The 19864-nt window shown below is 64.1% G+C and carries 22 protein-coding genes and 1 riboswitch; of the genes, 12 read left to right on the top strand and 10 right to left on the bottom strand.

All coding sequences use genetic code 11. The features are described 5' to 3' along the window. Nucleotides 1–77: 77 nt before the first annotated feature. Nucleotides 78–155: riboswitch (SAM riboswitch) on the bottom strand. 138 nt (nt 156–293) lie between these two features. Together hisC and ASD99_RS12770 are read left to right on the top strand one after the other, a co-directional pair. Then, nucleotides 294–1403: a histidinol-phosphate transaminase gene (hisC, locus tag ASD99_RS12775; RefSeq protein ID WP_057143899.1), complete on the top strand. Its 1110-nt coding sequence runs from the start codon at nt 294–296 to the stop codon at nt 1401–1403. A gap of 6 nt (nt 1404–1409) precedes the next feature. Then, nucleotides 1410–2345, top strand: coding sequence for a prephenate/arogenate dehydrogenase family protein (locus ASD99_RS12770; protein WP_200950992.1), 936 nt, complete (start codon nt 1410–1412; stop codon nt 2343–2345). Nucleotides 2346–2351: 6 nt separating this feature from the next. Here the strand turns inward: ASD99_RS12770 and ASD99_RS12765 are convergent, their stop codons facing one another. Both ASD99_RS12765 and ASD99_RS12760 read right to left on the bottom strand, forming a co-directional pair. Beyond that, a complete protein-coding gene (locus tag ASD99_RS12765) occupies nt 2352–3275 on the bottom strand; it encodes a sugar kinase (protein ID WP_057143864.1) in 924 nt (307 codons plus the stop codon). Between the two features lie 7 nt (nt 3276–3282). Then, nucleotides 3283–4281 (bottom strand): DUF2125 domain-containing protein, encoded by a 999-nt coding sequence (locus tag ASD99_RS12760; protein WP_056583663.1) that lies wholly within the window; start codon nt 4279–4281, stop codon nt 3283–3285. A 150-nt stretch (nt 4282–4431) separates the two neighbouring features. Here ASD99_RS12760 and ASD99_RS12755 point away from each other — a divergent pair, with 150 nt between their 5' ends. From ASD99_RS12755 to ASD99_RS12745, 3 genes are all read left to right on the top strand, one after another. Further along, on the top strand, nt 4432–4953 hold the full coding sequence (locus tag ASD99_RS12755) for a gamma-glutamylcyclotransferase (RefSeq protein ID WP_056583661.1): 522 nt from the start codon (nt 4432–4434) through the stop codon (nt 4951–4953). 121 nt (nt 4954–5074) lie between these two features. Beyond that, entirely contained in the window at nt 5075–6022 is a 948-nt protein-coding gene (locus ASD99_RS12750; protein WP_056583658.1) for an aldo/keto reductase, read from the top strand. A gap of 92 nt (nt 6023–6114) precedes the next feature. Further along, the gene (locus ASD99_RS12745) at nt 6115–6741 is read left to right on the top strand and encodes a LysE family translocator (protein WP_056583654.1); all 627 of its coding nucleotides are present in this window, start codon (nt 6115–6117) and stop codon (nt 6739–6741) included. Nucleotides 6742–6766: 25 nt separating this feature from the next. On the opposite strand, the gene ASD99_RS12740 is transcribed toward ASD99_RS12745, so the two are convergent. Then, nucleotides 6767–7567, bottom strand: coding sequence for a lysophospholipid acyltransferase family protein (locus ASD99_RS12740; RefSeq protein ID WP_056583650.1), 801 nt, complete (start codon nt 7565–7567; stop codon nt 6767–6769). Nucleotides 7568–7875: 308 nt separating this feature from the next. Here ASD99_RS12740 and ASD99_RS12735 point away from each other — a divergent pair, with 308 nt between their 5' ends. Together ASD99_RS12735 and ASD99_RS12730 are read left to right on the top strand one after the other, a co-directional pair. Further along, nucleotides 7876–8346 carry a DUF1348 family protein gene (locus tag ASD99_RS12735; RefSeq protein WP_057143863.1) on the top strand — a complete coding sequence of 157 codons (471 nt, stop codon included), beginning with the start codon at nt 7876–7878 and terminating at the stop codon, nt 8344–8346. Nucleotides 8347–8432: 86 nt separating this feature from the next. Continuing rightward, nucleotides 8433–9083 (top strand): pyridoxamine 5'-phosphate oxidase family protein, encoded by a 651-nt coding sequence (locus ASD99_RS12730; RefSeq protein WP_057143862.1) that lies wholly within the window; start codon nt 8433–8435, stop codon nt 9081–9083. A gap of 4 nt (nt 9084–9087) precedes the next feature. On the opposite strand, the gene ASD99_RS12725 is transcribed toward ASD99_RS12730, so the two are convergent. From ASD99_RS12725 to ftsE, 3 genes are all read right to left on the bottom strand, one after another. Then, nucleotides 9088–9813 (bottom strand): YdcF family protein, encoded by a 726-nt coding sequence (locus ASD99_RS12725; RefSeq protein ID WP_056583625.1) that lies wholly within the window; start codon nt 9811–9813, stop codon nt 9088–9090. 73 nt (nt 9814–9886) lie between these two features. Next, nucleotides 9887–10882 carry a cell division protein FtsX gene (locus tag ASD99_RS12720; protein WP_057143861.1) on the bottom strand — a complete coding sequence of 332 codons (996 nt, stop codon included), beginning with the start codon at nt 10880–10882 and terminating at the stop codon, nt 9887–9889. Further along, nucleotides 10875–11534 carry a cell division ATP-binding protein FtsE gene (ftsE, locus tag ASD99_RS12715; protein WP_010911739.1) on the bottom strand — a complete coding sequence of 220 codons (660 nt, stop codon included), beginning with the start codon at nt 11532–11534 and terminating at the stop codon, nt 10875–10877. The genes ASD99_RS12720 and ftsE overlap by 8 nt, the downstream gene beginning before the upstream one ends. A gap of 192 nt (nt 11535–11726) precedes the next feature. On the opposite strand from ftsE, the gene ASD99_RS12710 reads away from it, so the two are divergent. The 3 genes from ASD99_RS12710 to ASD99_RS12700 all read left to right on the top strand — a co-directional run bounded on the left by ASD99_RS12710 (nt 11727) and on the right by ASD99_RS12700 (nt 13384). Further along, nucleotides 11727–12371: a hypothetical protein gene (locus ASD99_RS12710; RefSeq protein WP_057143860.1), complete on the top strand. Its 645-nt coding sequence runs from the start codon at nt 11727–11729 to the stop codon at nt 12369–12371. Between the two features lie 24 nt (nt 12372–12395). After that, nucleotides 12396–12938 (top strand): hypoxanthine phosphoribosyltransferase, encoded by a 543-nt coding sequence (gene hpt, locus ASD99_RS12705; protein WP_056583612.1) that lies wholly within the window; start codon nt 12396–12398, stop codon nt 12936–12938. Nucleotides 12939–13012: 74 nt separating this feature from the next. Further along, nucleotides 13013–13384, top strand: a complete 372-nt coding sequence (locus ASD99_RS12700; protein ID WP_056583899.1) for a response regulator — start codon at nt 13013–13015, stop codon at nt 13382–13384. Here ASD99_RS12700 and ASD99_RS12695 read toward each other — a convergent pair whose 3' ends face one another. Beyond that, entirely contained in the window at nt 13385–14332 is a 948-nt protein-coding gene (locus ASD99_RS12695) for a DMT family transporter (RefSeq protein ID WP_057143859.1), read from the bottom strand. Between the two features lie 223 nt (nt 14333–14555). Between ASD99_RS12695 and ASD99_RS12690 the strand changes: the two genes are divergently transcribed. Further along, nucleotides 14556–15437, top strand: coding sequence for a LysR family transcriptional regulator (locus tag ASD99_RS12690; RefSeq protein ID WP_057143898.1), 882 nt, complete (start codon nt 14556–14558; stop codon nt 15435–15437). Here ASD99_RS12690 and ASD99_RS12685 read toward each other — a convergent pair. The 3 genes from ASD99_RS12685 to ASD99_RS12675 all read right to left on the bottom strand — a co-directional run bounded on the left by ASD99_RS12685 (nt 15412) and on the right by ASD99_RS12675 (nt 19492). Further along, on the bottom strand, nt 15412–15741 hold the full coding sequence (locus ASD99_RS12685; protein WP_320410767.1) for a glyoxalase superfamily protein: 330 nt from the start codon (nt 15739–15741) through the stop codon (nt 15412–15414). The genes ASD99_RS12690 and ASD99_RS12685 overlap by 26 nt on opposite strands. A gap of 93 nt (nt 15742–15834) precedes the next feature. Further along, entirely contained in the window at nt 15835–18426 is a 2592-nt protein-coding gene (locus ASD99_RS12680) for a TIGR02302 family protein (RefSeq protein WP_057143857.1), read from the bottom strand. Nucleotides 18427–18550: 124 nt separating this feature from the next. After that, entirely contained in the window at nt 18551–19492 is a 942-nt protein-coding gene (locus ASD99_RS12675) for a threonine/serine dehydratase (RefSeq protein WP_056583605.1), read from the bottom strand. A gap of 50 nt (nt 19493–19542) precedes the next feature. Between ASD99_RS12675 and ASD99_RS12670 the strand changes: the two genes are divergently transcribed. Further along, complete coding sequence (locus ASD99_RS12670) at nt 19543–19845, top strand: ArsR/SmtB family transcription factor (RefSeq protein ID WP_056583603.1); 303 nt, start codon at nt 19543–19545, stop codon at nt 19843–19845. The last annotated feature ends 19 nt before the right edge of the window (nt 19846–19864 follow it).

The following is a 19864-nucleotide window of genomic DNA, read 5'->3' as shown; positions in this document are numbered from 1 at the left end:
TTTCGAAAATCGATGCCGATGTGGGTGTCCGGCCGGCGCGGACAACAAAAAACCGGCATTGCAGTCGCAAAGCCGGTTACAGGATGCAAACGGCCCTTTAGCAAGTTGTTTAACGTGGCTGCAAGCCGACCGGCCAAATCACCACGGGTGTTTGTACCCTTTCTAGGGCTGTGGCGCGCCGGCGTCAACGGCCCGCCTTGGTCCGGAGGCTGTCACCTCTCGACATTGCGGGCCACGGCTTGTATTTCCGCTGCGGCTTCCCTCAGGAAGCGCTCTCGACGGATTTTTGCGACATGAACCAGATACCGGACAAGGCACGTCCAACCCCACGCGCGGGCATCATGGACATCGACGCCTATGTGCCGGGCAAGAGCACGGCACCCGCCGGCGTCGCCAAGGTCTACAAGTTGTCCTCGAACGAGAATCCGCTAGGTCCGTCGCCGAAGGCGATCGAAGCCGCGCGCGAGATTGCCGGCAAGCTCGACATCTATCCCGACGGCACCGCCAGGCGGCTACGCGAAGCGATCGCCGAGGTGCATGGCCTCAACCCAGCCAACATTATCTGTTCCAACGGTTCCGACGAGATCCTCGGCCTGCTGGCGCAGACCTATCTGGCGCCCGGCGACGAGGCCGTCATCACCGAACACGCCTTCATGGTCTACAAGATCTACATCCAGTCGGCTGGCGCCGTTCCGGTGACGATCAAGGAAAAAGACGAGCGCGCTGATATCGACGCCATCCTGGCCGCCGTCACGCCGCGCACCAAGATCGTGTTCCTCGCCAATCCCAACAACCCGACCGGCACCTATGTGCCGTTCCAGGAGGTGCGGCGCCTCCATGCCGCACTGCCGAAGAACGTGCTTCTGGTACTCGACGCGGCCTATGCCGAATATGTTCGGCGCAACGACTACGAAGCCGGCATCGAGCTGGTCGGCAGCGCCGAGAACGTGGTGATGACCCGAACCTTCTCCAAGATAGGCCTTGGTGGAGCGCGGATCGGCTGGATGTACGCGCCGATGCACATCGTCGACGCCATCAACCGCGTGCGTGGCCCCTTCAACGTCAATGCGACGGCGATCGAAGCCGGCATCGCCGCGATCCGCGACCGCGCCCATGTCGAGCGCAGCGTGGCGCACAACGAAACCTGGCTGGCCTGGCTGAGCGAACAGATGGCCGGGCTCGGGTTGCGGGTGACGCCCAGCGTGGGCAATTTCATCCTCATTCATTTTCCCGAGGATGAGAAACATTCCGCAGCGGCGGCGGACGACTATCTGACGGCGCGCGGCTATATATTGCGGCGCGTTTCCGGCTATGGCTTTCCCAACGCGCTGCGCATGACCGTCGGCACCGAAGAGGCCAATCGCGGCGTTGTCGCCGCTCTCACGATATTCCTGAAAAGCTAGAACACCATGACATCACCGATGTTTGAGAAGATCGCGCTGGTCGGCATCGGCCTGATCGGCTCGTCGCTGGCCCGCGTCATCCGCCGCGAGGGTCTGGCCCGTCACGTAGTCATCTCGACCCGTAGTGCGGCGACGCTGGCGCGGGCAGAGGAGCTTGGGCTCGGCTCCTCCTACACCACGGATGCAAGAGAGGCGGTCCGCGATGCCGATCTGGTCATCGTCTCGGTGCCGGTCGGCTCATCCGGCGCGGTGGCCGAGGAAATCGCGCCGGCGCTGAAGAAGGGTGCGATCCTTACCGATGTCGGCTCGACCAAGGCATCGGTCATCGCGCAGATGCAGCCTTATGTGCCAGCCGGCGTCCATTTCATTCCCGGCCACCCACTGGCGGGCACGGAAAAATCCGGCCCCGATGCCGGTTTCGCCGACCTGTTCGACAATCGCTGGTGCATCTTCACACCGCTGCCCGACACCGACCCGGATGCGCTGGAAAGGCTGTCGGAATTCTGGCGCCGCTGCGGCGCCAACATCGACACGATGGATCCCCAGCATCACGACATGACGCTGGCCATCGTCTCGCACCTGCCGCACATCATCGCCTACAACATCGTCGGCACCGCCGATGACCTGCAGTCGGTGACCAAGTCCGAAGTAATCAAATATTCCGCTTCCGGCTTTCGCGACTTCACCCGCCTTGCCGCTTCCGACCCGACCATGTGGCGCGATGTGTGCCTGCACAACAAGGACGCCATCCTCGAAATGCTGGCGCGGTTCTCGGAAGATCTGGCGTCGCTGCAGCGCGCGATCCGCTGGGGCGATGGCGAAAAACTCTTCGACCTGTTCACCCGCACCCGCGCCGTGCGCCGCTCGATCATCGAGGCCGGCCAGGACATCGACGTGCCCGATTTTGGCCGGCAGGCGGTAGAGCACCCGGCCAAGAGCTGAACTGTTTCAGGCAGGCCAGGTCGCGGCAACCATGGCCAGAGTCTCGGCGCGGTTCGGCGCGCCCAGCCTGCCGCCGAAGCGCAGGCATTTGAGCGCGGCGGCCGCACTGGCAAAGCGCAAAGCCTGCTCGACCGGCATGGCTTCCGCCAGCCCGACGGCGAAGGCGCCATGAAAGACATCGCCGGCGGCGAGCGTATCCACCGCCTTGATCCTCGGCGCCGCGACATGGCGCACACAGCCTGCGGAACTGTCGTGCCACCAACTCCCCGCCGCGCCGCCGGTCACCGCGACAAAGGCGTCAGTGCGGCTGGCGAGATCGGCGCAAGCCGTTTCCGGATCGAGCGCCTGGCCGCAGACAATGCGCGCCGCCGGCTCCGAAGCGACGATGTGCGTGGCGAGCGGCAACAGCTGTTCCAGGACCTCCAGCGGCGCGGTGTCGGCATCGAGGATCGCCGGACGGCCACCGGTCCGCGCCGCCTTCAGGGCAAGTGCCGCCGCACCCGGCCAGCGGACATCGACCAGTACGGCGTCGAATGCCATGAGGTTAGCGACCGGCAAGGCTTCGGGATCGGCCTGGGCAAGCCTGTCATAGAACGGCACGATGATGCGCTCGCCATGCGCGTCGACCAGGATCGAGGCCAGCGCCGAGCTCGCGCCTCTGACGCGGCGCACAAAGGTGCAATCGACGCCTTCGGCCTCGATGCCGGCGATGAGCTGGTCGGCGACGGTATCGTCGCCGGCACTCGCCCACAGCGATACATCGGCGCCCAGGCGGTGGGCTGCGCAGGCAGCGCTCGTGGCCATGCCCGAGGCGATCTGGACTCCATCGGAGGCGATGAACTTGCCCTGATGCACGGGCAATGTCTCGACACGCAGGATGGTGTCCAGCGTCAGTGCGCCAACGCTCAGCAGCTTCACGGGTCTTGCCATGGCAGCGCTATTCCACCGGCTTGATCTTGCCCAGCGGAATGAAGCCGAGCGAGGCCTTGCCCTTGACCACCTTCAGCGGCATCGACGGTTCGTTGCCGAGCACCGCCAGGGCGGCAAAGCCCTGCTCGATCTGGCTTTTCTGCTCCGTTATGGCGGCGCCCAGGATGGCCGCCACCGCCTTCGGGTCCTTCAGCCTGATCATCAGATTGGCGTTGATCAGGCCCTCGGCATCGACCGAGAGCGGTCCCGAAACAGTGATGCGCGCCGTCCCCGACGACAGGTCGAGGCTGCGGATTTCGATCGCCTGGCCGCGCAGGCTCTTCACCTGCGTGCCGATCAGCGCGACGCCGTTCTTTAGCGTGACGTCGCCGCTGACGTCGAGCGCCGGCAGCACGCGCCCGCCGATCGCATTGGGATCGATCTCCAGATCGCCAAAACTGCCGATATAGTCAATGTCCTTGCCATTCGGCTGCAACTGACCTGATGCCTTGCCGGCGCTGAACAGTTGCACCGGATCGGTGTCGTCGGCCGGATCGGTCTGGCCGGACAGGCCCTCCGCTTCCAGAGAAATCCGCCGCGGCAGCGGCCACCACAATTTGACGTTGGCTTGCAGATTGTCCCAGTCGATCCAGAGCGGCACCATGTCCGGAACGGAGGTCCTGAGCGGACCGCGCAGATTGGCAACCGGTGACAGAGGCCGGATGATCTGGGCGGCCGCGTTGAAGCTACCGGCCGAAGCGGCGATGTTCCTGGCATCGTCCTCGTAGGCCAGGTTGTCGCAGGAGACGGTAAAGCTCAGGGGATAGCCGCTGACTTGCAGATTGGCGCAGCCGGCTTCGACACCGGTCTTGTTGAGCGTGGCAACCGCCTTGTCGGCCTCATTCCTGACGCGGTCGGCCAGATAGAACCAGCCGCCGCTGTAGATGGCAAACAGCACAACGATGAACGCGGCAAGCCACAACAGGCGGCGACGGTTACTCGGCTGGCGTTCGTCACTTGACGTCATGCTTTGGCTCTCGTTAACGCATGGGTGTTGCGGACGGACAGTCGATTCCGCCAACGATAGGTAGACAGAGACGAATAGTTAGACGGGACGGGCAGAAAAAACATCGGTCCCGGTGCGGTGTTGGCATCTTTTGCAATCAGGCGCGGCGATATGGGCGATTTTTGGGTGTTTGGCTATGGTTCGCTGATCTGGCGGCCGGGTTTCGCGCATGTCGAGACCCAACGCGCTCGCCTGCATGGCTACCGCCGGTCGCTCTGCGTCTATTCCTTCGTGCATCGCGGCACGCGTGAACGACCGGGGCTGGTGCTCGGCCTCGACCGCGGCGGCTCCTGCATCGGCCTGGCGTTCCGCGTTCCCGGCGACTTGCGCGACGAGGCCATCACCTATCTGCGCGAGCGCGAGCTGGTCACCAACGTCTATCTCGAGCGCTTGCTCAAGATTCGCCTAGACGGCGGTAGCACAGTCGACGCTGTAGCCTACATCGTCGACCGCCAGCATGAGCAATATGCCGGCGCACTCGATGCGGCGGATGCGGCGGCCGTGGTGCGCGGCGCGGTCGGCCAGTCCGGCAACAACGAGGACTATGTGCTCAGCACGCTGGAGCATCTCGAGGCGCTGGGCATCCGCGACCACTGGCTGGAGGATGTCGCCAGGCAGGTCGCGCCTTTGTGAAGCTGGCTCTGCGGAAAAAGCCGGCCAGGCCTTTGACCTCGATCAGGCAAGACCTAGGTTAGACCACGAACCTCAGCGCGCGGTCGCCATTCGTCCGCCCCAATCATCCCGGAGATCCGCCTTGCAGAAACGCCGCCTCGGTCGTACCGACCTGTCCATCGCGCCGCTGGTCCTGGGCGGCAACGTCTTCGGCTGGACCGCCGACGAGAAAACCTCGTTCGACCTGCTCGACCGTTTCGTCGGCGCCGGCCTCAATGCCGTCGATACGGCGGACGCTTATTCGCGCTGGGTCTCCGGTCACAAGGGCGGTGAGTCGGAAACCATCATCGGTAAGTGGATGAAAGACCGTGGCAATCGTGACAAGGTCGTGGTGATCACCAAGGTCGGTTCGGATATGGGGCAGGGGCACAAGGACCTGTCCGCCGCATACATCGAAAAGGCCGTCGACGCATCGCTGAAGCGGCTCCGGACCGATGTCATCGACCTCTATCTGTCACATTGGCCAGACCCGACGACGCCCTATGAGGAAACGCTCGGCGCTTACGAGAAGCTGCTCGCCAAGGGCAAGATCCGCTATGCTGGCTGCTCGAACCTCGATGCCGGCCAGTTGCGTGCCGCGCTCGATGTGGCCAGCCTGCGCAGCCTGCCGCGCTACGAGGTGCTGCAGCCGGAATACAATCTCTACGATCGCTCGTCCTTTGACGGGCCGCTGCGCGATCTGTGCGTGGCCGAAGACATTGGCGTGATCACCTATTTCAGCCTGGCCAAGGGTTTTCTCAGCGGCAAATACCGCAGCGAGGCCGATCTCGGCCAAAGCCCGCGTGGCGGTGGGGTGAAAGACTACCTCAATGCGCGCGGCATGCGCATCCTTGCAGCGCTTGATGCGGTGTCTGCCAGGCATTCGGTCAAGCAGGCTGAGGTGGCGCTTGCCTGGGTTATCGCACGGCCAGGCGTCACCGCGCCGATCGCTAGCGCCACCAAACCCGAGCAGATGGACAGCCTGATCAAGGCGGCGTCGCTGAAACTGAGCGCCGCCGACATGGCCGAACTCGACAAAGCGAGCGGCTAACGTTTTCGGCGGCCGCTCCTCGCACGAACGTCCAAGACGACCCTCTTGCCTTGCCATACCGTCCCTTTGCACGGGGCAAGGCAGAGGGTGAGATGACTGAGCCGCTTCTTTTGCAGCCGGACCTTTGGCGTCAGCTGCTCGCGCTGGTGCTTGCCTCGGCCGTCGTCATGGGCAGCCCGGGACCGGCAACGATAAGCGTCACCGCGGTCGGTGCGGCCTGTGGTTTGCGCCACTCGCTGGGCTATGCCTGGGGCATCATCCTGGGCACGATCACCGTGCTTTTGGTCGTCGCGACCGGGGTCATGGCGGTGCTGATGTCGGTGCCGAAGCTAGCGCCGTTGCTGGCTGTCGCTTCCACGGCCTACATCCTCTATCTCGCCTTCAAGATCGCGACGGCGCCGCCGCTGGCGACGCGCGCCGCCGGGGCTTCGCGTCCAACATGGCTGGCCGGGTTTCTTCTCGCGATCGCCAATCCAAAGGCCTATGTGGCGATCGCCGCCGTGTTCGCCGGTGCTTCGTCGAAACTGGACGCTGCTGAGCTTGGTCTGTGGCTGAATCTGGCGGTTCTCGCCCTGATGATCGTTGCCATCCATGCTCTGTGGCTTGTCGCGGGGGCAGCGTTCGCGCGCTTCCTGCGCCGGCCGGCGGCCTCGCGGATCATCAATCTGGTCTTTGCCGCGACGCTGGTGTTGACCACCGCGCTGGCCGTGTTCGGCTGAGACCTGCCGGCCGGAGACTTCCGGTTCAGACTTTGGTTCTTGCAGCCGCATCCAACTCTTGCAGCCTTTTCACCGCCGTCGGCGGCAAGGCAGGTGGGTTCGGGCCGCGCGCCGCATCAATCAGGAACTGGTCGCAGGCGGCCTCGGTTTCACCGATCAGCCGGGCCATGAATTCTTCCTTGCCCAGCCCCGGTGGAATCGGCGGCAGGAACCGCGCCTTGATGGTGCCGGGATAGCGCAGGAATTTGCGGCGCGGCCAATAGAGACCGGCGACATGGGCGACCGGCACCACCGGCACGCCAAGCTGTGCATAGATTTCGACGATGCCGTATTTGTAGGCCGGTTCGTCGCCCGGCGCACGGCGCGTGCCCTCGGGATAGATGATCAACTGGCGGGGATTGCGCGCCATCTCCTCCTTGGTCGCGGCGACCACGGCCTTCAGCGCCTTCGAACGGCTGCCGCGATGAACCGGGATCATGCGCATCTTCATGATGTACCAGCCAAAGAACGGGATCCAGGTCAGCTCGCGCTTGAGGATGTAGAGTGGGTCCTGAAGGAAGGGGAAGAAGGCGATCGCGTCCCAGAACGACTGGTGCTTGGGCGCCAGGATGAAGGAGCCTTCGGGCAGGTTTTCCTGGCCGGTGATGTCGCTCTTCGTTCCGGCGATCTTGCCATAGAGCCACATCGAGGTGCGCGACCAGAATTTGGGCACGAACCAGGCGCGGTGACGGGGCGACAGGAAATAATAGGGGGTCCAGAGGATCATCTGGACGATCAGGTTGACGTAGAAGACGAAATTGAACGTCAGCGATCGGACATAGAGCATTGGGGAGGCCCGGTGAGGAGGTGTGCGTTGGTTACACCAAGCACGGGGAAAAAGGAAATGGCCTCCGGGCACTCTGAACGGCGAAGAGAGCGATCCGTCGATCGGTGACCGGTCCGGTTCCGCTACATCAGTCGCGCCAATCGCTCCTTCACGCGTGGGGAAAGAGCGACATGGCTTCGAGGCGATCTATAATTTCTTCCAGAAAATGGAAGGACAGGTTACGAATATGTCATCTGCATTTGAATGATGGAAGGCATTATATTGCGTCTGTCGGCCTGCCTGTAGCATGGCCTCGTAAAGGAGTTGTCATGTCCGAAGCCCGCCCGCCACTGCCGCCGTTCACCGCCGAGACCGCAGCGCAGAAGGTGCGCATGGCCGAGGATGCCTGGAACTCGCGCGACCCGGCACGGGTCGCGCTTGCCTATACGACGGACAGCCGCTGGCGCAACCGTGCCGAATTCCTGCAAGGCCGCGATGCCATCCAGGCTTTCCTGACGCGCAAATGGAGCAGGGAACTCGACTACCGGCTGATCAAGGAGGTCTGGGCCTTCCACGGCAATCGCATCGCCGTGCGCTTCGCCTATGAATGGCGCGACGACAGCGGTTCATGGTTCTGCAGTTATGGCAATGAGAATTGGGAATTCGACGAACACGGGCTGATGCGCCTGCGCATCGCCAGCATCAACGACCTGCCGATCGGCGAGGCTGATCGTAAGTATCACTGGCCGCTCGGCCGGCGGCCGGACGATCACCCAACATTGTCGGAACTCGGGCTTTAGAACAATTCCAGGAAAAATGTGAAACGGGTTTTCCGTCCGGAATTGCGTGAACCATCGTAGGCCCTGTTCCGGGCAAGGAGGTTTCGATGAACGCGCATGCTTTCACCAGCGACGTCGCCTTCACGCCGACGGTCAAGGCGATCCAGGCCCGCAAGGGCTCGCGCCAATCCTATGCCCGCGTCGAGGAGCGTGGCGGCTGGCAAGCTGTCATCACCCCTGACCTTGCTGCCTTCATCGAGATGCAGACCAGCGTCTTCCTGTCGACGGCTAATGGCGAGGGCCAGCCCTACATCCAGCATCGCGGTGGACCCGCCGGCTTCCTCAAGGTACTGGATGAAAACATGATCGGCTTCGCGGATTTTGCTGGCAACCGGCAGTTCATCACGCAGGGCAATCTGGCCGACAACCCGCAGGCCTTCCTGTTCCTCATCGACTATATGCACCGCCAGCGCATCAAGCTCTGGGGCACGGCGCGCGTCGTCGAGAACGATGCCGAGTTGATGGCGAAGCTGATGCCACAGGATTACAAGGCGCGCCCCGAGCAGGTCATCCTGTTCACGGTCTCGGCCTGGGATGCCAATTGTCCTCAGCATATCCCGCAACGGTTCGAGGCGGCCGACGTGGCGGCCGCACTCGGCGAGCGAGATAAGCGGATCGAGCGCCTCGAACAGGAGGTCGCACGGCTCAAGGGGAATTTAGGCGCCGCCGCCGGGGCAGGCGCGGCCGCCGGGGAATAATGGTTCAGCCGCCGGCAGCGGTTTCGGCCAGCGCGATACCGTTGGGCGTCGGCTTGACCGGCACGATGCCGCGTGCGAGCGCCAGCAGATATTTGTTGTATTCGGTGAACAACACGCGCAACGCCCGCGGCTTGGTCAGCCAGCCGCCATTGTCGAGGTTGGAATTGACCACCGGATAGGGCTCGAGCTTGGCGCCATGCAGCAGCCGGCCCATCTCAAGCAGGCTGCGCGGCATATGATAATTGTTGGTGACGAGGATCACTGTGCCATAGGCGTGGCTCTCGACCCATTTGGCGCTTTCCTCGGCATTGCCGATCGTGTCGAGCGCGGCGCGGTCGATGTCGACGCAGCAGGAGAACAGCCGCTTGTCGCCACCGGTCGCCGCCTGCAACTGGCGACGGCTCGCGGAAGGATGCACGCCGCTGATCAGCAGCCGCTCGCCCTTGCCGGACGCCAGCAGATCCATCGCGGCGTCGAGGCGGGATTGGCCGCCGGTCAGCACGATGATAGCGTCTGCCCTGGCCGGATTGGCCGGCGTCGTCAGATGGCTGACCTTGTTGGCGAACCAGCCGAAGCCGCCGGCAAACAAAGTTGCGAGGACGAGCACAGAGAGAGCGGATATACGCAACACGGCCCTCAGACGGCTCACCGTGCGGCGGTCATGCGAACGGGCAACCACCACTGGCATCTGTCCAGCCGTACCGGTCGAATCCCGCGCGTCCATCGCCATATGGTTAGTCCTGAAATGCGGCCTTGGGTAGGTAAAAGACGCACTTTGCGTTACGTGAATTCTCCATCCGTGATCACCCTGCATCCGGTTGGCGGACTTCGATGTCGCTGAGATAGGCAACGACGGTGGCGTGGGACGTGGCAGCCGTGAGCCCGCCGATCACCAGCACCATCAAGACGACACCGAGATAGCCCGCCGACCCGATTGCGAAATTGCCGAACAGGGCGGTCGCCTGGTCGGCCTGCGGCGTCGCCATATTGCGCGACGACCACCAGGAAAAGACGATGAAGACGAGCACTGCCGCGGCACCGCCGGCCGCCGCGCCCTTCATGCCGGTCACCAGGAAATGTCGGCGGAATTCGCGTGCGATGAATTGTGCCTCGGCGCCGACGAAATGCAGCACCTCGATGATGTGGCCGTTGCCGGCCATGGCGCCGCGTGTGGCGAACACCACCGTCAGCACGGTCGCCGACAGCATCAGCGCCAGCACGGCGATGCCGATGGTCACCGTGGTGCGGGCCATGGCGACCAGCCGGTCGACCCAGGTGCGGTGATCGTCGAGCGATGCACTCGGCAGTTTCGGCGTGATCGCGGCGCGCATGGCGGCGAAGTCGGGCGGGCTGTTCTCGTCGATGGTGACGATGATCAGGCGCGGCACCGGCAGCTCGTCGATGTTGAGGCCAGAGCCCAGCCACGGCTCCAGGAGCCGCGCGGTCGCTTCGCGATCGATGATCCGGGTCGCCTTGACGCCGGGAAACTCGCCGGCGATCTGCGAGGCCTGGGCAAGGGCTGCCTCCATGTCGAGGCCGTCGACCGGCTTGATCTGGATCGTCGCCTCGCGCGAAATCTGGTTCTCCCAGACGGAAGCCGTGTCGCGCACCAGCGTCACCGCGCCGAAGGTCAGGCAGGACAGGAAGGTCATGATGGCGATGACCAGCACCAGCGCCCGGCCGGCTATGTTCTGCGCCGGCACGATCGGCGCCATCCTGCGCTGGGCGCGCGGCTTTGCCTCGGTCGCCTCGGCGTCCTGCTCTCGTTCCACAAGATGGTCGGCGGACAGCTCAGTCATAGATGTCCAGCCTTCCGCCGGCCAGGATCATGCGGCGCGCGTCGACCTGTTCCATCAGGCCGAGGTCGTGGGTGGCGATCACCACGGCGGTGCCCAGACGGTTGAGCTCGATGAACAGCCGCAGCAGACGTCGCGCCAGCGGCGGATCGACATTGCCGGTCGGCTCGTCGGCCAGCAGGATTTCCGGCTGCTCGATCAGCGCCCGGGCGATGGCGGCGCGCTGCTTCTCGCCGCCGGACAGAACCGGCGGCAGCACATGCATGCGTTCGCCCAGCCCGACCCACTTCAACAATTCGGTGACATCGGTGCGGTAGCTTGCCTCCTCGCGCCCGCGTACGCGCAGCGGCAGCGCGACGTTCTCGTAGGTGGTCATGTGGTCGAGCAGGCGAAAATCCTGGAACACCACGCCGATGCGGCGGCGCAGATGCGGCAGTTCGGTACGCGAGATGCGCGAGCGATCCTTGCCGAAGATGGTGATCAGCCCGCGCGTCGGCTTCAGCGACATGAACAGCAGGCGCAACAAGGTCGTCTTGCCGGCGCCCGAAGGGCCGCTGAGGAACTGGAAGGAGCGCTCCGGGATGTGCAGGGAGATGTCGCGGAGGATTTCCGGACCCATGCCATAGCGGAGGCCGACATTTTCGAAACGAATCAATTTCGACGACCTGAATTTCTTGGCGGCAGCAAGCCGGCCTGTTCTGGGTAAAGACCATCGGCCGGCATGGTTAACCGGCGGTTAATTCCTGAGTTGTTTCGGCTCGTCACGAGGGCTCCGGTGGGGAAGCGTTAACCATTTGTGTTTACGCAAAAGAAACGAAAAGCGAACACGTGCTGCAATGCTGGGGCCATGATGGCTGACGATCGAACCGCGCGCCCGGTTTCCGGCGAAATCATGACCGATCCGGCGGCAATTGCCGCTACGGACCGGTTCATGCGTGGTTCGGCTGCCGACATCGTCGATGCCGACTACGTGGTGATGCCGCGTCTTGTCCCCGCCATGGAAAGCGTTTCGCCGCCGCCGCGCGCGACCGTCACACCGCCCATCAAGGGCATGGACATGTTGCGCAAGCCCGAGGCCGCGACGGAACGGCCGCCGGCCTTGCGCGGCGGGCCGATCTTCTGGATCGCTGGCATCGGCGCCGCGTTGGCCGCCTTCTGGGTTTCCGGCGGGCACGCGCTGGTGCGCCAGGCGCCGTTCCCGTCCGGCGCGCAGGTGTCGGCGCTCAGCATTTCAGGCGTCACGTCACGCGTCGATGCCTCCGGGGCGAACCCCGCGCTGTACGTCGATGGCGAGGCCGCCAATGACGGTGCGAAACCAGTGCAACTGCCGCCGCTCGAAATCCGGGTGACCGGCAATGACGGGCGCACAACCCGCTATACGTTGGGGACATCCGGCCGTGTGCTGGCGTCCGGTGAAAGATTCGGCTTTGCCAGCCGGCTCGACGTGCCTAAGAACGGCGTAAGAACCATTTTGGTTACTTTCGCCCAATAGGCGATCACCGGGGGAAGACCACCAATGCCCATCGTGCGCGGCAAGGACATCGAAGTCCTGTTTTCGGCATCGGCGATCGCGCGGCGCAATCTCGAGCTCGCCAAGGAGATCGCCGGCCACGACTATCACGATCTGCTGGTGATCTCGGTGCTGAAGGGCTCGTTCATCTTCGCCGCCGATCTCATTCGCGCCATGCACGATGTCGGCCTGTCGCCCGAGGTCGAGTTCATCTTCATCTCCAGCTACGGCGCCGGCACCACCAGCGGCGAGGTGAGGGTGCTGCGCGACATCGACAATGAGGTCGCCGGCCGCGACGTGCTGTTGATCGACGACATTCTCGAATCGGGCAAGACGCTGAGCTTCACCCGCGACCTGATGCTGTCGCGGGGCGCCAAGAGCTGTTCCATCGCCGTGCTGCTCGACAAGCGCATGCGCCGCCAGACCGCCCTCAATGCCGACTATGTCGGCTTCGACTGCCCCGACTATTTCGTCGTCGGCTACGGCATGGACGTTGCCCACGCTTTTCGTGAGCTGCCGTTTGTCGGCGTCGTCAAAGGGGATGTCTGAGCGGCATCAAAAATGCTTGGCGATGCTGCGCTCCTTCAGGAAAAGTCAACTTTTCAGCGCCAAATATGCCGGCCATGGCAAAGCTTCTGATCGTCGAGGACGACGAGTCCGTCCGCACCCTGGCCGCCCGCGCGCTTGAACGCGCCGGGCACACAATCGATATCGCGGCGGACGGCGCGCAGGGGCTTTCGCTGATCCAGGCCGCGCGTGGCGGCTACGATCTTGTCGTCTCCGACATCCGCATGCCGGAGATGGACGGCATCGAGATGGCGATCGCGGCGGCATCGCTCTTCCCATCGATGAAGATCGTGCTGATGACCGGCTACGCCGACCAGCGCGAGCGTGCCGAGGAATTGAACGGCATTATCCTCGATATCGTGCAGAAGCCTTTTACGCTGGCCGAAATCCGTTCTCGCGTCGAACGGGCGCTGATCTGCTTCGCCTGATCAGACTGGATCGGCAGCAGTGAGCACGGGTGCAGCGCTCTTGCGCCGTTCGGTGTTGAGCGCCAGCAGGCCGGCGCCGATGATCAAGGCAGCACCGATCACGGTCGTCGACCGTGGTACTTCGGCGAAGAACAGGAAACCCCACAGCGGCGACCACAGGATGCCGGTGTATTCGAAGGTGGCAACGCGGTTGGCCGGCGCCATCCGGTAGGCCTGCGACAGCAGGATCATGCCGGCGGAAGCGACGAAACCGCAGGCCGCCATCTTGAGAAAATCCGGCAGCGTCGGCCACAGCCAGGGCCGCACCAGGAATTCCAGGCTCGGGTGGGCGGCGTGGGTTATGCCGGCAAGGTGAAACGCGCCGGCAACCACGGCGGCGCCAACCAGATAGGCGCCGTTCTGATAGAAGGCCATCACGGTGGACGATTCGGTATCGCCGATCTTGCGGGCCATCAGCTGCGAAAAACCATAGAGCGCCGCCGAACCCAGTGAAAGCAGCGCTGCCCAGTCGAACAGGCCGGCGCCCGGGCGCAGCATCACGAGGACGCCGAATAGCCCGATCAGCACGGTCGCCAGCGTCCACCAGGAGACGCGCTCGCCAAGATACGGCCCGGCCAGCGCCATGATGAACAGCGGCGCCATGAAATAGAGCGCCACCGCGTCGGCCAGCGGCAAAGCAGCGATGGCCAGGTAGTACACCGTATAGGAGGTGAACTGGATGAAGGCGCGCACCGTCAGCATGCCGAATCGCTTCGACAGGATCGCCCGCAGGCCGACATCGGCTTGGACCAGAAAGATCAGGATCGGCAGAGCGACGATCGAGCGGATCGCCATGACCTCGGTCACCGGATAACCACTCGACACGGCTTTGACGAGCGGATCCTGCAGCGAGAAGACCAGCACGCCCAGGCACAGGCTCAGGATGCCGCGCAACATCCGGTTCTGCATGAGTGTTCCAGGCTCCAGTACCGCCACCGCAAGCACGCTTGCTGCAAGCTAAAAAGAACCCGCCACCGTTTCGGGCAGCGGGCACGAGTGAGGACTCTTGATTGGTCCGCGGCTGATTTCGCAGCCGCATATCCAATGGGTGAGGCCACTATCATCCCGCGTTTGACATGTTGCAAACGAATTGGAATGATACCAGTGATCAAATTTCCTTATGGTGGATTTCATGCGACCGACCCTCGACAGCGATCTCCTGCGCACCTTCGTGGCGATTGCCGAGACTGGCAATTTCACCAAGGCGGCGGAGCAGGCTGGCCGCACCCAGTCGGCGGTGTCGATGCAGATGAAGAAGCTCGAAGCGCTGATCGGCGACAGTCTGTTCGAGCGCGGTTCGCGCGGCGTCGCACTGACACGGCGCGGCGGCGAACTTATCGTCAACGCCCGCCGCATTGTCTCGCTGCTCGACGAGACGGCGGCGTCGATGGCGGCAGCGCCGCTTGGCGGGCCGGTTCGCATCGGCATTCCCGAGGAATATGGCCACGCCATCCTGTCGCGCGCGCTCGGCGCTTTTTCGAAGCGTCACACGCAGGTCGAGGTCACCGTGCGCTACGCGCATTCGGGGGCACAGATAGCGGCGCTTGCCGCCGGCGAACTCGATCTGTGCGTGGTGTTCGAATGGCAGGATCCTGCCGGCGGCGAAGTGCTGATGCACGACCCTACAGTGTGGGTGACGTCGACCCTGCACCACATGCATGAGGAGCAGCCGGTGCCGATCGCACTCTACAACCGGGCCGGCTGGTGCAAGGACTTCGCCATCAAATCACTGGAGCAACGCGATCTTGCCTATCGTGTTGCCTATACCAGCGACACCACCGGCGGTCTCAAGCTCGCCGTCACCTCCGGGCTGGCGATCGCGCCGATTTCGCGCAGCAACATTCCCGACGGCTGCCGTGAGCTGACGACCGCGGACGGGTTCGGGGCCATCGATTCCTCGAATGTGGTGATGCACCGCAACCCGAATGCGTCAGGCGAGGCGATCGACGGCATGCAGGAGGCTATCCGCGAAGCGTTCGTCAACCGGCTCAGTCAGCCCGCCGTATCCTCGTAGAAAGCAGGCGATCGCCGAACGGATCGGCGACCGATACCTCGCGGGTCTTCCACGGCGTCTCTTCGAGGCCCGGCCTGGCGAAGCGGCAATTCTTGGCCGCCAATTCGCCCTGCAGTGCCGCGATGTCCTCGACCTTGATGCGCACGGCAATGCCAGGCGCGCCATCGCCGTGGTGTTCGCTGAGATGCAGGACGCAGCCGTCGCGGCCGACCGCCATGTAGAGCGGTGCGTTGTCGTCGAAGCAATGCTCCCACTGCACCTCGAAGCCGAGGAAGCCGACATAGAATTCACGCGCCTTGGCAATGTCGAAGATGCGCAGATGGGCGTGACAGCGTCAAGTTTGGGCATGGTGACGCAACCGTTCGAGAGGGTTTCGGGGGAGGCAGGGCGGCAATCCCTATTTCAGCTCGAGCAGCCGTTCGAGATAGCTGCGCTCGATGTCGGGGCTCAGCGTATTGCCGAGCCGCTTGCGGATCGCTTCCAGAATCTGGCGGGCACGCTGCACGTCGATCTCGTCGGGCACCTTCACTGAATCGCCGAAATCGGGACCCTGGCTGGCGCGTGGCCGGCCGAGCGGATCACGATCGGCGTTCTGCTGGCGGCCGCCGTCCTCGCTACCGCCCTGGTCGCCCTGCATGGCCTGCATCTGCTTCATCATGTCCTTGGCGCCCTTGCGCAGCGCTTCCAGCGCCCGGCCCTGATGGCCGACAGCCTCGTCACCTGCGCCTTCGCCGAGCGCCTGTTCGGCATTGCCCATGGACTTGCCGGCCTCGCCAAATCCTTCGTTGGGCTCCATGCCCATGCCTTCGAGTCCCTTCTTCAGCTGCTCGAGGTCGCTTTTCAGCTGGCCCTGGCCCTGCTGCAGCTGTTTCAGCGCGTCGGCGAATTCCTGTGGTGTCATCGGCTTTTGCCGGCCGAGCGGATCGGAGTTCTCGCCGATCCCTGGCTTGTCCTCATCCTGGCCACCGCCTTCGCCGAGCTGCTCGTCGCGGTTCTGTCCACGCTGGCGCTCGCCGCGCTGCATCTGGTCCATGCGGAAGGTGTCGTTCATCATCTCCTGCTGGCGCCGCAGGATCTCGCCAAGCTTGTCCATCTGTTGGCGCATCTCGCTGTCCTGCTGGCCGCTTTGCTGCTGACGGCCGGCCTGGAGATTGTTCATCATGTCCTGCAGTTGCGACAGCAATTGCTGCGCCTTGTCGCGATCGCCAGATTTCGCCAGATTCTCGATCTGGTCCATCATGCGGTCGATGTCGCTCTGGCGCAGTTCCTGGCCGTTCTGCTGCATCTGCGGTGCATTGGGGTTCTGCTTGGCGCGCTCCGCGAATTCCTGCAGGAACTGGTTCATCGCCTCGCGCAGTTCCTTCATCGCCTTTTCGATTTCAGCGTCGCTGGCGCCATTCTTGATGGCGTCCTGCAGTGCCTGCTGCGCCTGGCGCAGCCGCTTTTCCGCGGCCGACAGATTGCCTTCCTCGATACCGAGTGCGATTTCCCAGAGATAGGAGACCTCGTTGCGCAATTGATCGTCGCTGTCGGCCATCTTCAGCCGGCTGCGGGCGCTCATGATGGCGAGGTAGTGGGACATGTTGTCGAATGTGTCTTCCGGCCGCAGCGTGATGGCGTCCATCAGGTCGAGCACGCGCGGCTTGGCGTTGGCGTCGAGCGCCAGCAGGCGGCGCTGCTCGATCACCGCGCGCGCCAGCGGATTGGCGAAAGGCCGCTCCGGCATCAGCAGCGTCTTGGTCTCGCTCGATGCGGTGTGCCCGGCATCGTCTGTGGCAACCAGCGTCAGCTTGATGCTGCTGCCCGCCCAGACATGCTCAGTCAGATCCTTCGAGGTCCTGGCGGCGTTCGACTTGCCACCACGACGGGGCAGCGACAGCGGCATTTCAGGCGGACCATAGAGCGGATGTGCCTTGGGCGCCTGCGGATCGGCGAGCGCGAACACCGCCTTGGCGGTGGCGGCACCGTAGTCGTCGTCGATCTGGTAGTTGAGTTCGAAAGCGCCGTTGGCGGCGCGCTTCGGCTCGCCGACGAAGCCAATCTGCGGCGGCTTGTCCGCTATGACCGCGAAGGCCCAGCGGCCGAGCTGGTCCTCGCCCGATGTCAGCGTCAGCGTGCCGTCGCTGGTCAGCTTGCCGGTGAATTGACGTACCTTGGACGGCGTCGCCGGGCTTGCCGCCGGCTTGGCGGCGACCTGCGGGCCGGCCGGGTCGATGGCGCGGGAATTGCCATTGTTGTCGGCGTAGCCGAGCGTTTCATCGCCTGAGCCGCCGGTCACCCGCAGCGAGACGTCGCTGCCTTCGGGAACGGTGAAGGTCGGCGTCGCCTGGTTGGCGTCGGCGGTCAAAAAGATCGGCGGCTTGCCGGTATAGGCCGGCGGCGTCACCCAGGCGTCGATGCGCGGCGGCACGGCGTCATGCGCACCATGGGCATTGAACCCGTCGCTGATCCTGCCACCCGTCGGCCCGAAGGAGAAGGCGAAGGCGGTAACGAGCACAAGTGCCGCCACGGCGCGCAGCCCCCAGGGGTCACGTTCTGGCACGCGCGTGCGCGGCAGGTCGGCGCCGAGGCTGTTGAGCTTTCCGGCCATGCGCTTCTGGTGTTCGCGCCACAGCGCTTGCGAGAAGCTGCTTTCCCGGCCACTTGGCCGGTCGGTCTGCACCAGCACCGGGCTGTGCAACAATTGATTGGCCGCCTCGATGCGGCGGTCGATTTCGGCGGCGCCAGGCAGGCGGAAGAAGCGCAGCGGGTAGAGCGCACCTAGTGCGGCGACGCCGAAGGCGGCGACAAGGCCGATGCGCGCCATATCTGGCAGCCGGGAGAAGAGGCCGAGCCAGGAGACGCTGAGGAACAGGCTTGCGACGATGACGAGCGGAAGCAGCAACGGCCAGCCACGCTCGACCATCATCGAGGCCCGCGTCGCCAGCCGGCTCAAGGCAAGGCGCCCGGCCAGGCCGCGATCGCTGCTGAAGGTGGGTCGTTCCGTCATCGGCCCTTCCACGGGGCGGGCAGGATAGCCCAACGCCTCACGACTCAAAGAATACCAGCAAACACGGCAAAGGCGAGGCAGTTCGGAAAAACGTGAAGTCGACCGTCATAATTCCGCATTGCAGTCAGAAGGTTGCGGGGTTGGCATTCGCCCCGCAGACTAGCACGGCGACGCGTTCGCCCGGCGCTGGCACATAGCGGCCGGACAGGATCGCGGCAAAGGCGGCTGCGCCACCCGGCTCGGAGATGATGCGGACCCGATTCCACAGCGCCTTCTGCGCGGCGATGATGTCGTCGTCGCTGACCAGGATCGAGCGTTCGACAAAGGCCTCGGCGATCGGGAACATCATTTCGCCGACGCGCTTTGGCGCCAGCGAATCGGCGGCGATGCCCTCGGCTGGTGCGTCGACAGGGTGTCCGGCCTCGAAGGCGTGATGAAGCGTCGGAGCCCCTTCCGGCTCGACGGCGATGATGCGGATGCGGCCGGCAAACCAAGCAGCGATGCCGCCGATCAGGCCGCCGCCGCCGACAGCGACCAGCAGCGTGTCGATCTCAGGCAAGTCGCTCTCGATTTCGAGCCCGAGCGTGCCCTGGCCGACCAGCGTTTCCTCCTGGTTGAAGGCATGGATCTGCAAGGCGCCGGTTTCCTCGGCGAAACGTTCGCTGGCGGCCAGCGCCTCGGCGTAGCGGGCGCCGCCGACGATCAGCTCGGCGCCGTAGCTGCGGATCCGCTCCAGCTTGGCCGCCGGGCTCACTTCGGGAACGAAGATGGTCGCCTTGTGGCCCAGCCGCATTGCGGCATAGGCGACGGCCGCACCATGATTGCCGCCGGATGCGGCAACGACACCGGCCTTTGGAACCGCACGCTCCAGCAGGTTGGTGAAGGCGCCGCGCGCCTTGAAGGAGCCGGAATGCTGCAGGCATTCGAGCTTCAGGTCGACCGCCAGCGGCGCACGGTCAAAGTCGGCCATGTCGACGCGCAGCACCGGTGTATGGCGCAGATAGGGGCGGATGCGCGGTTCCATCGCGGCAATGCGCTCGCGTGTGACAGTATTGCCCTGCGACATGGTGACCTCCTCGGGATTGACAGCAATTAGTAACTTGGCAAAATGGCTAAATGCAAGAGGTTGATGTCTTCAAGGCGATCGCCAATGAACGCAGACTGCGGATCCTCGACTGGCTGAAGGATCCGCGCGCGCATTTCCCAGCCCAGGCGGATGGCGATCTGGTCGAGGACGGCGTTTGCGCGCTGCTGATCGCCGAAAAGCTCGGCATAACGCAAGCGACGCTCAGTGAGCACATGCGCGTGCTCACCCAGGCCGGCCTGCTGCGCGCCAGGCGCATCAAGCAATGGACGTTCTACCGCCGCGACGAGGACAGGATCGCCGACATCAGGGCGCTCATCCGGAGCCGGTTGTAGCGTTGCCGGCCGGTATCTT

The sequence above is a fragment of the Mesorhizobium sp. Root695 genome (assembly GCF_001428185.1).
Taxonomy (GTDB): Bacteria; Pseudomonadota; Alphaproteobacteria; order Rhizobiales; family Rhizobiaceae; genus Mesorhizobium.
Note: the sequence above shows the minus strand (reverse complement) of the source record. Positions and strands in the feature narration are given on the sequence as shown.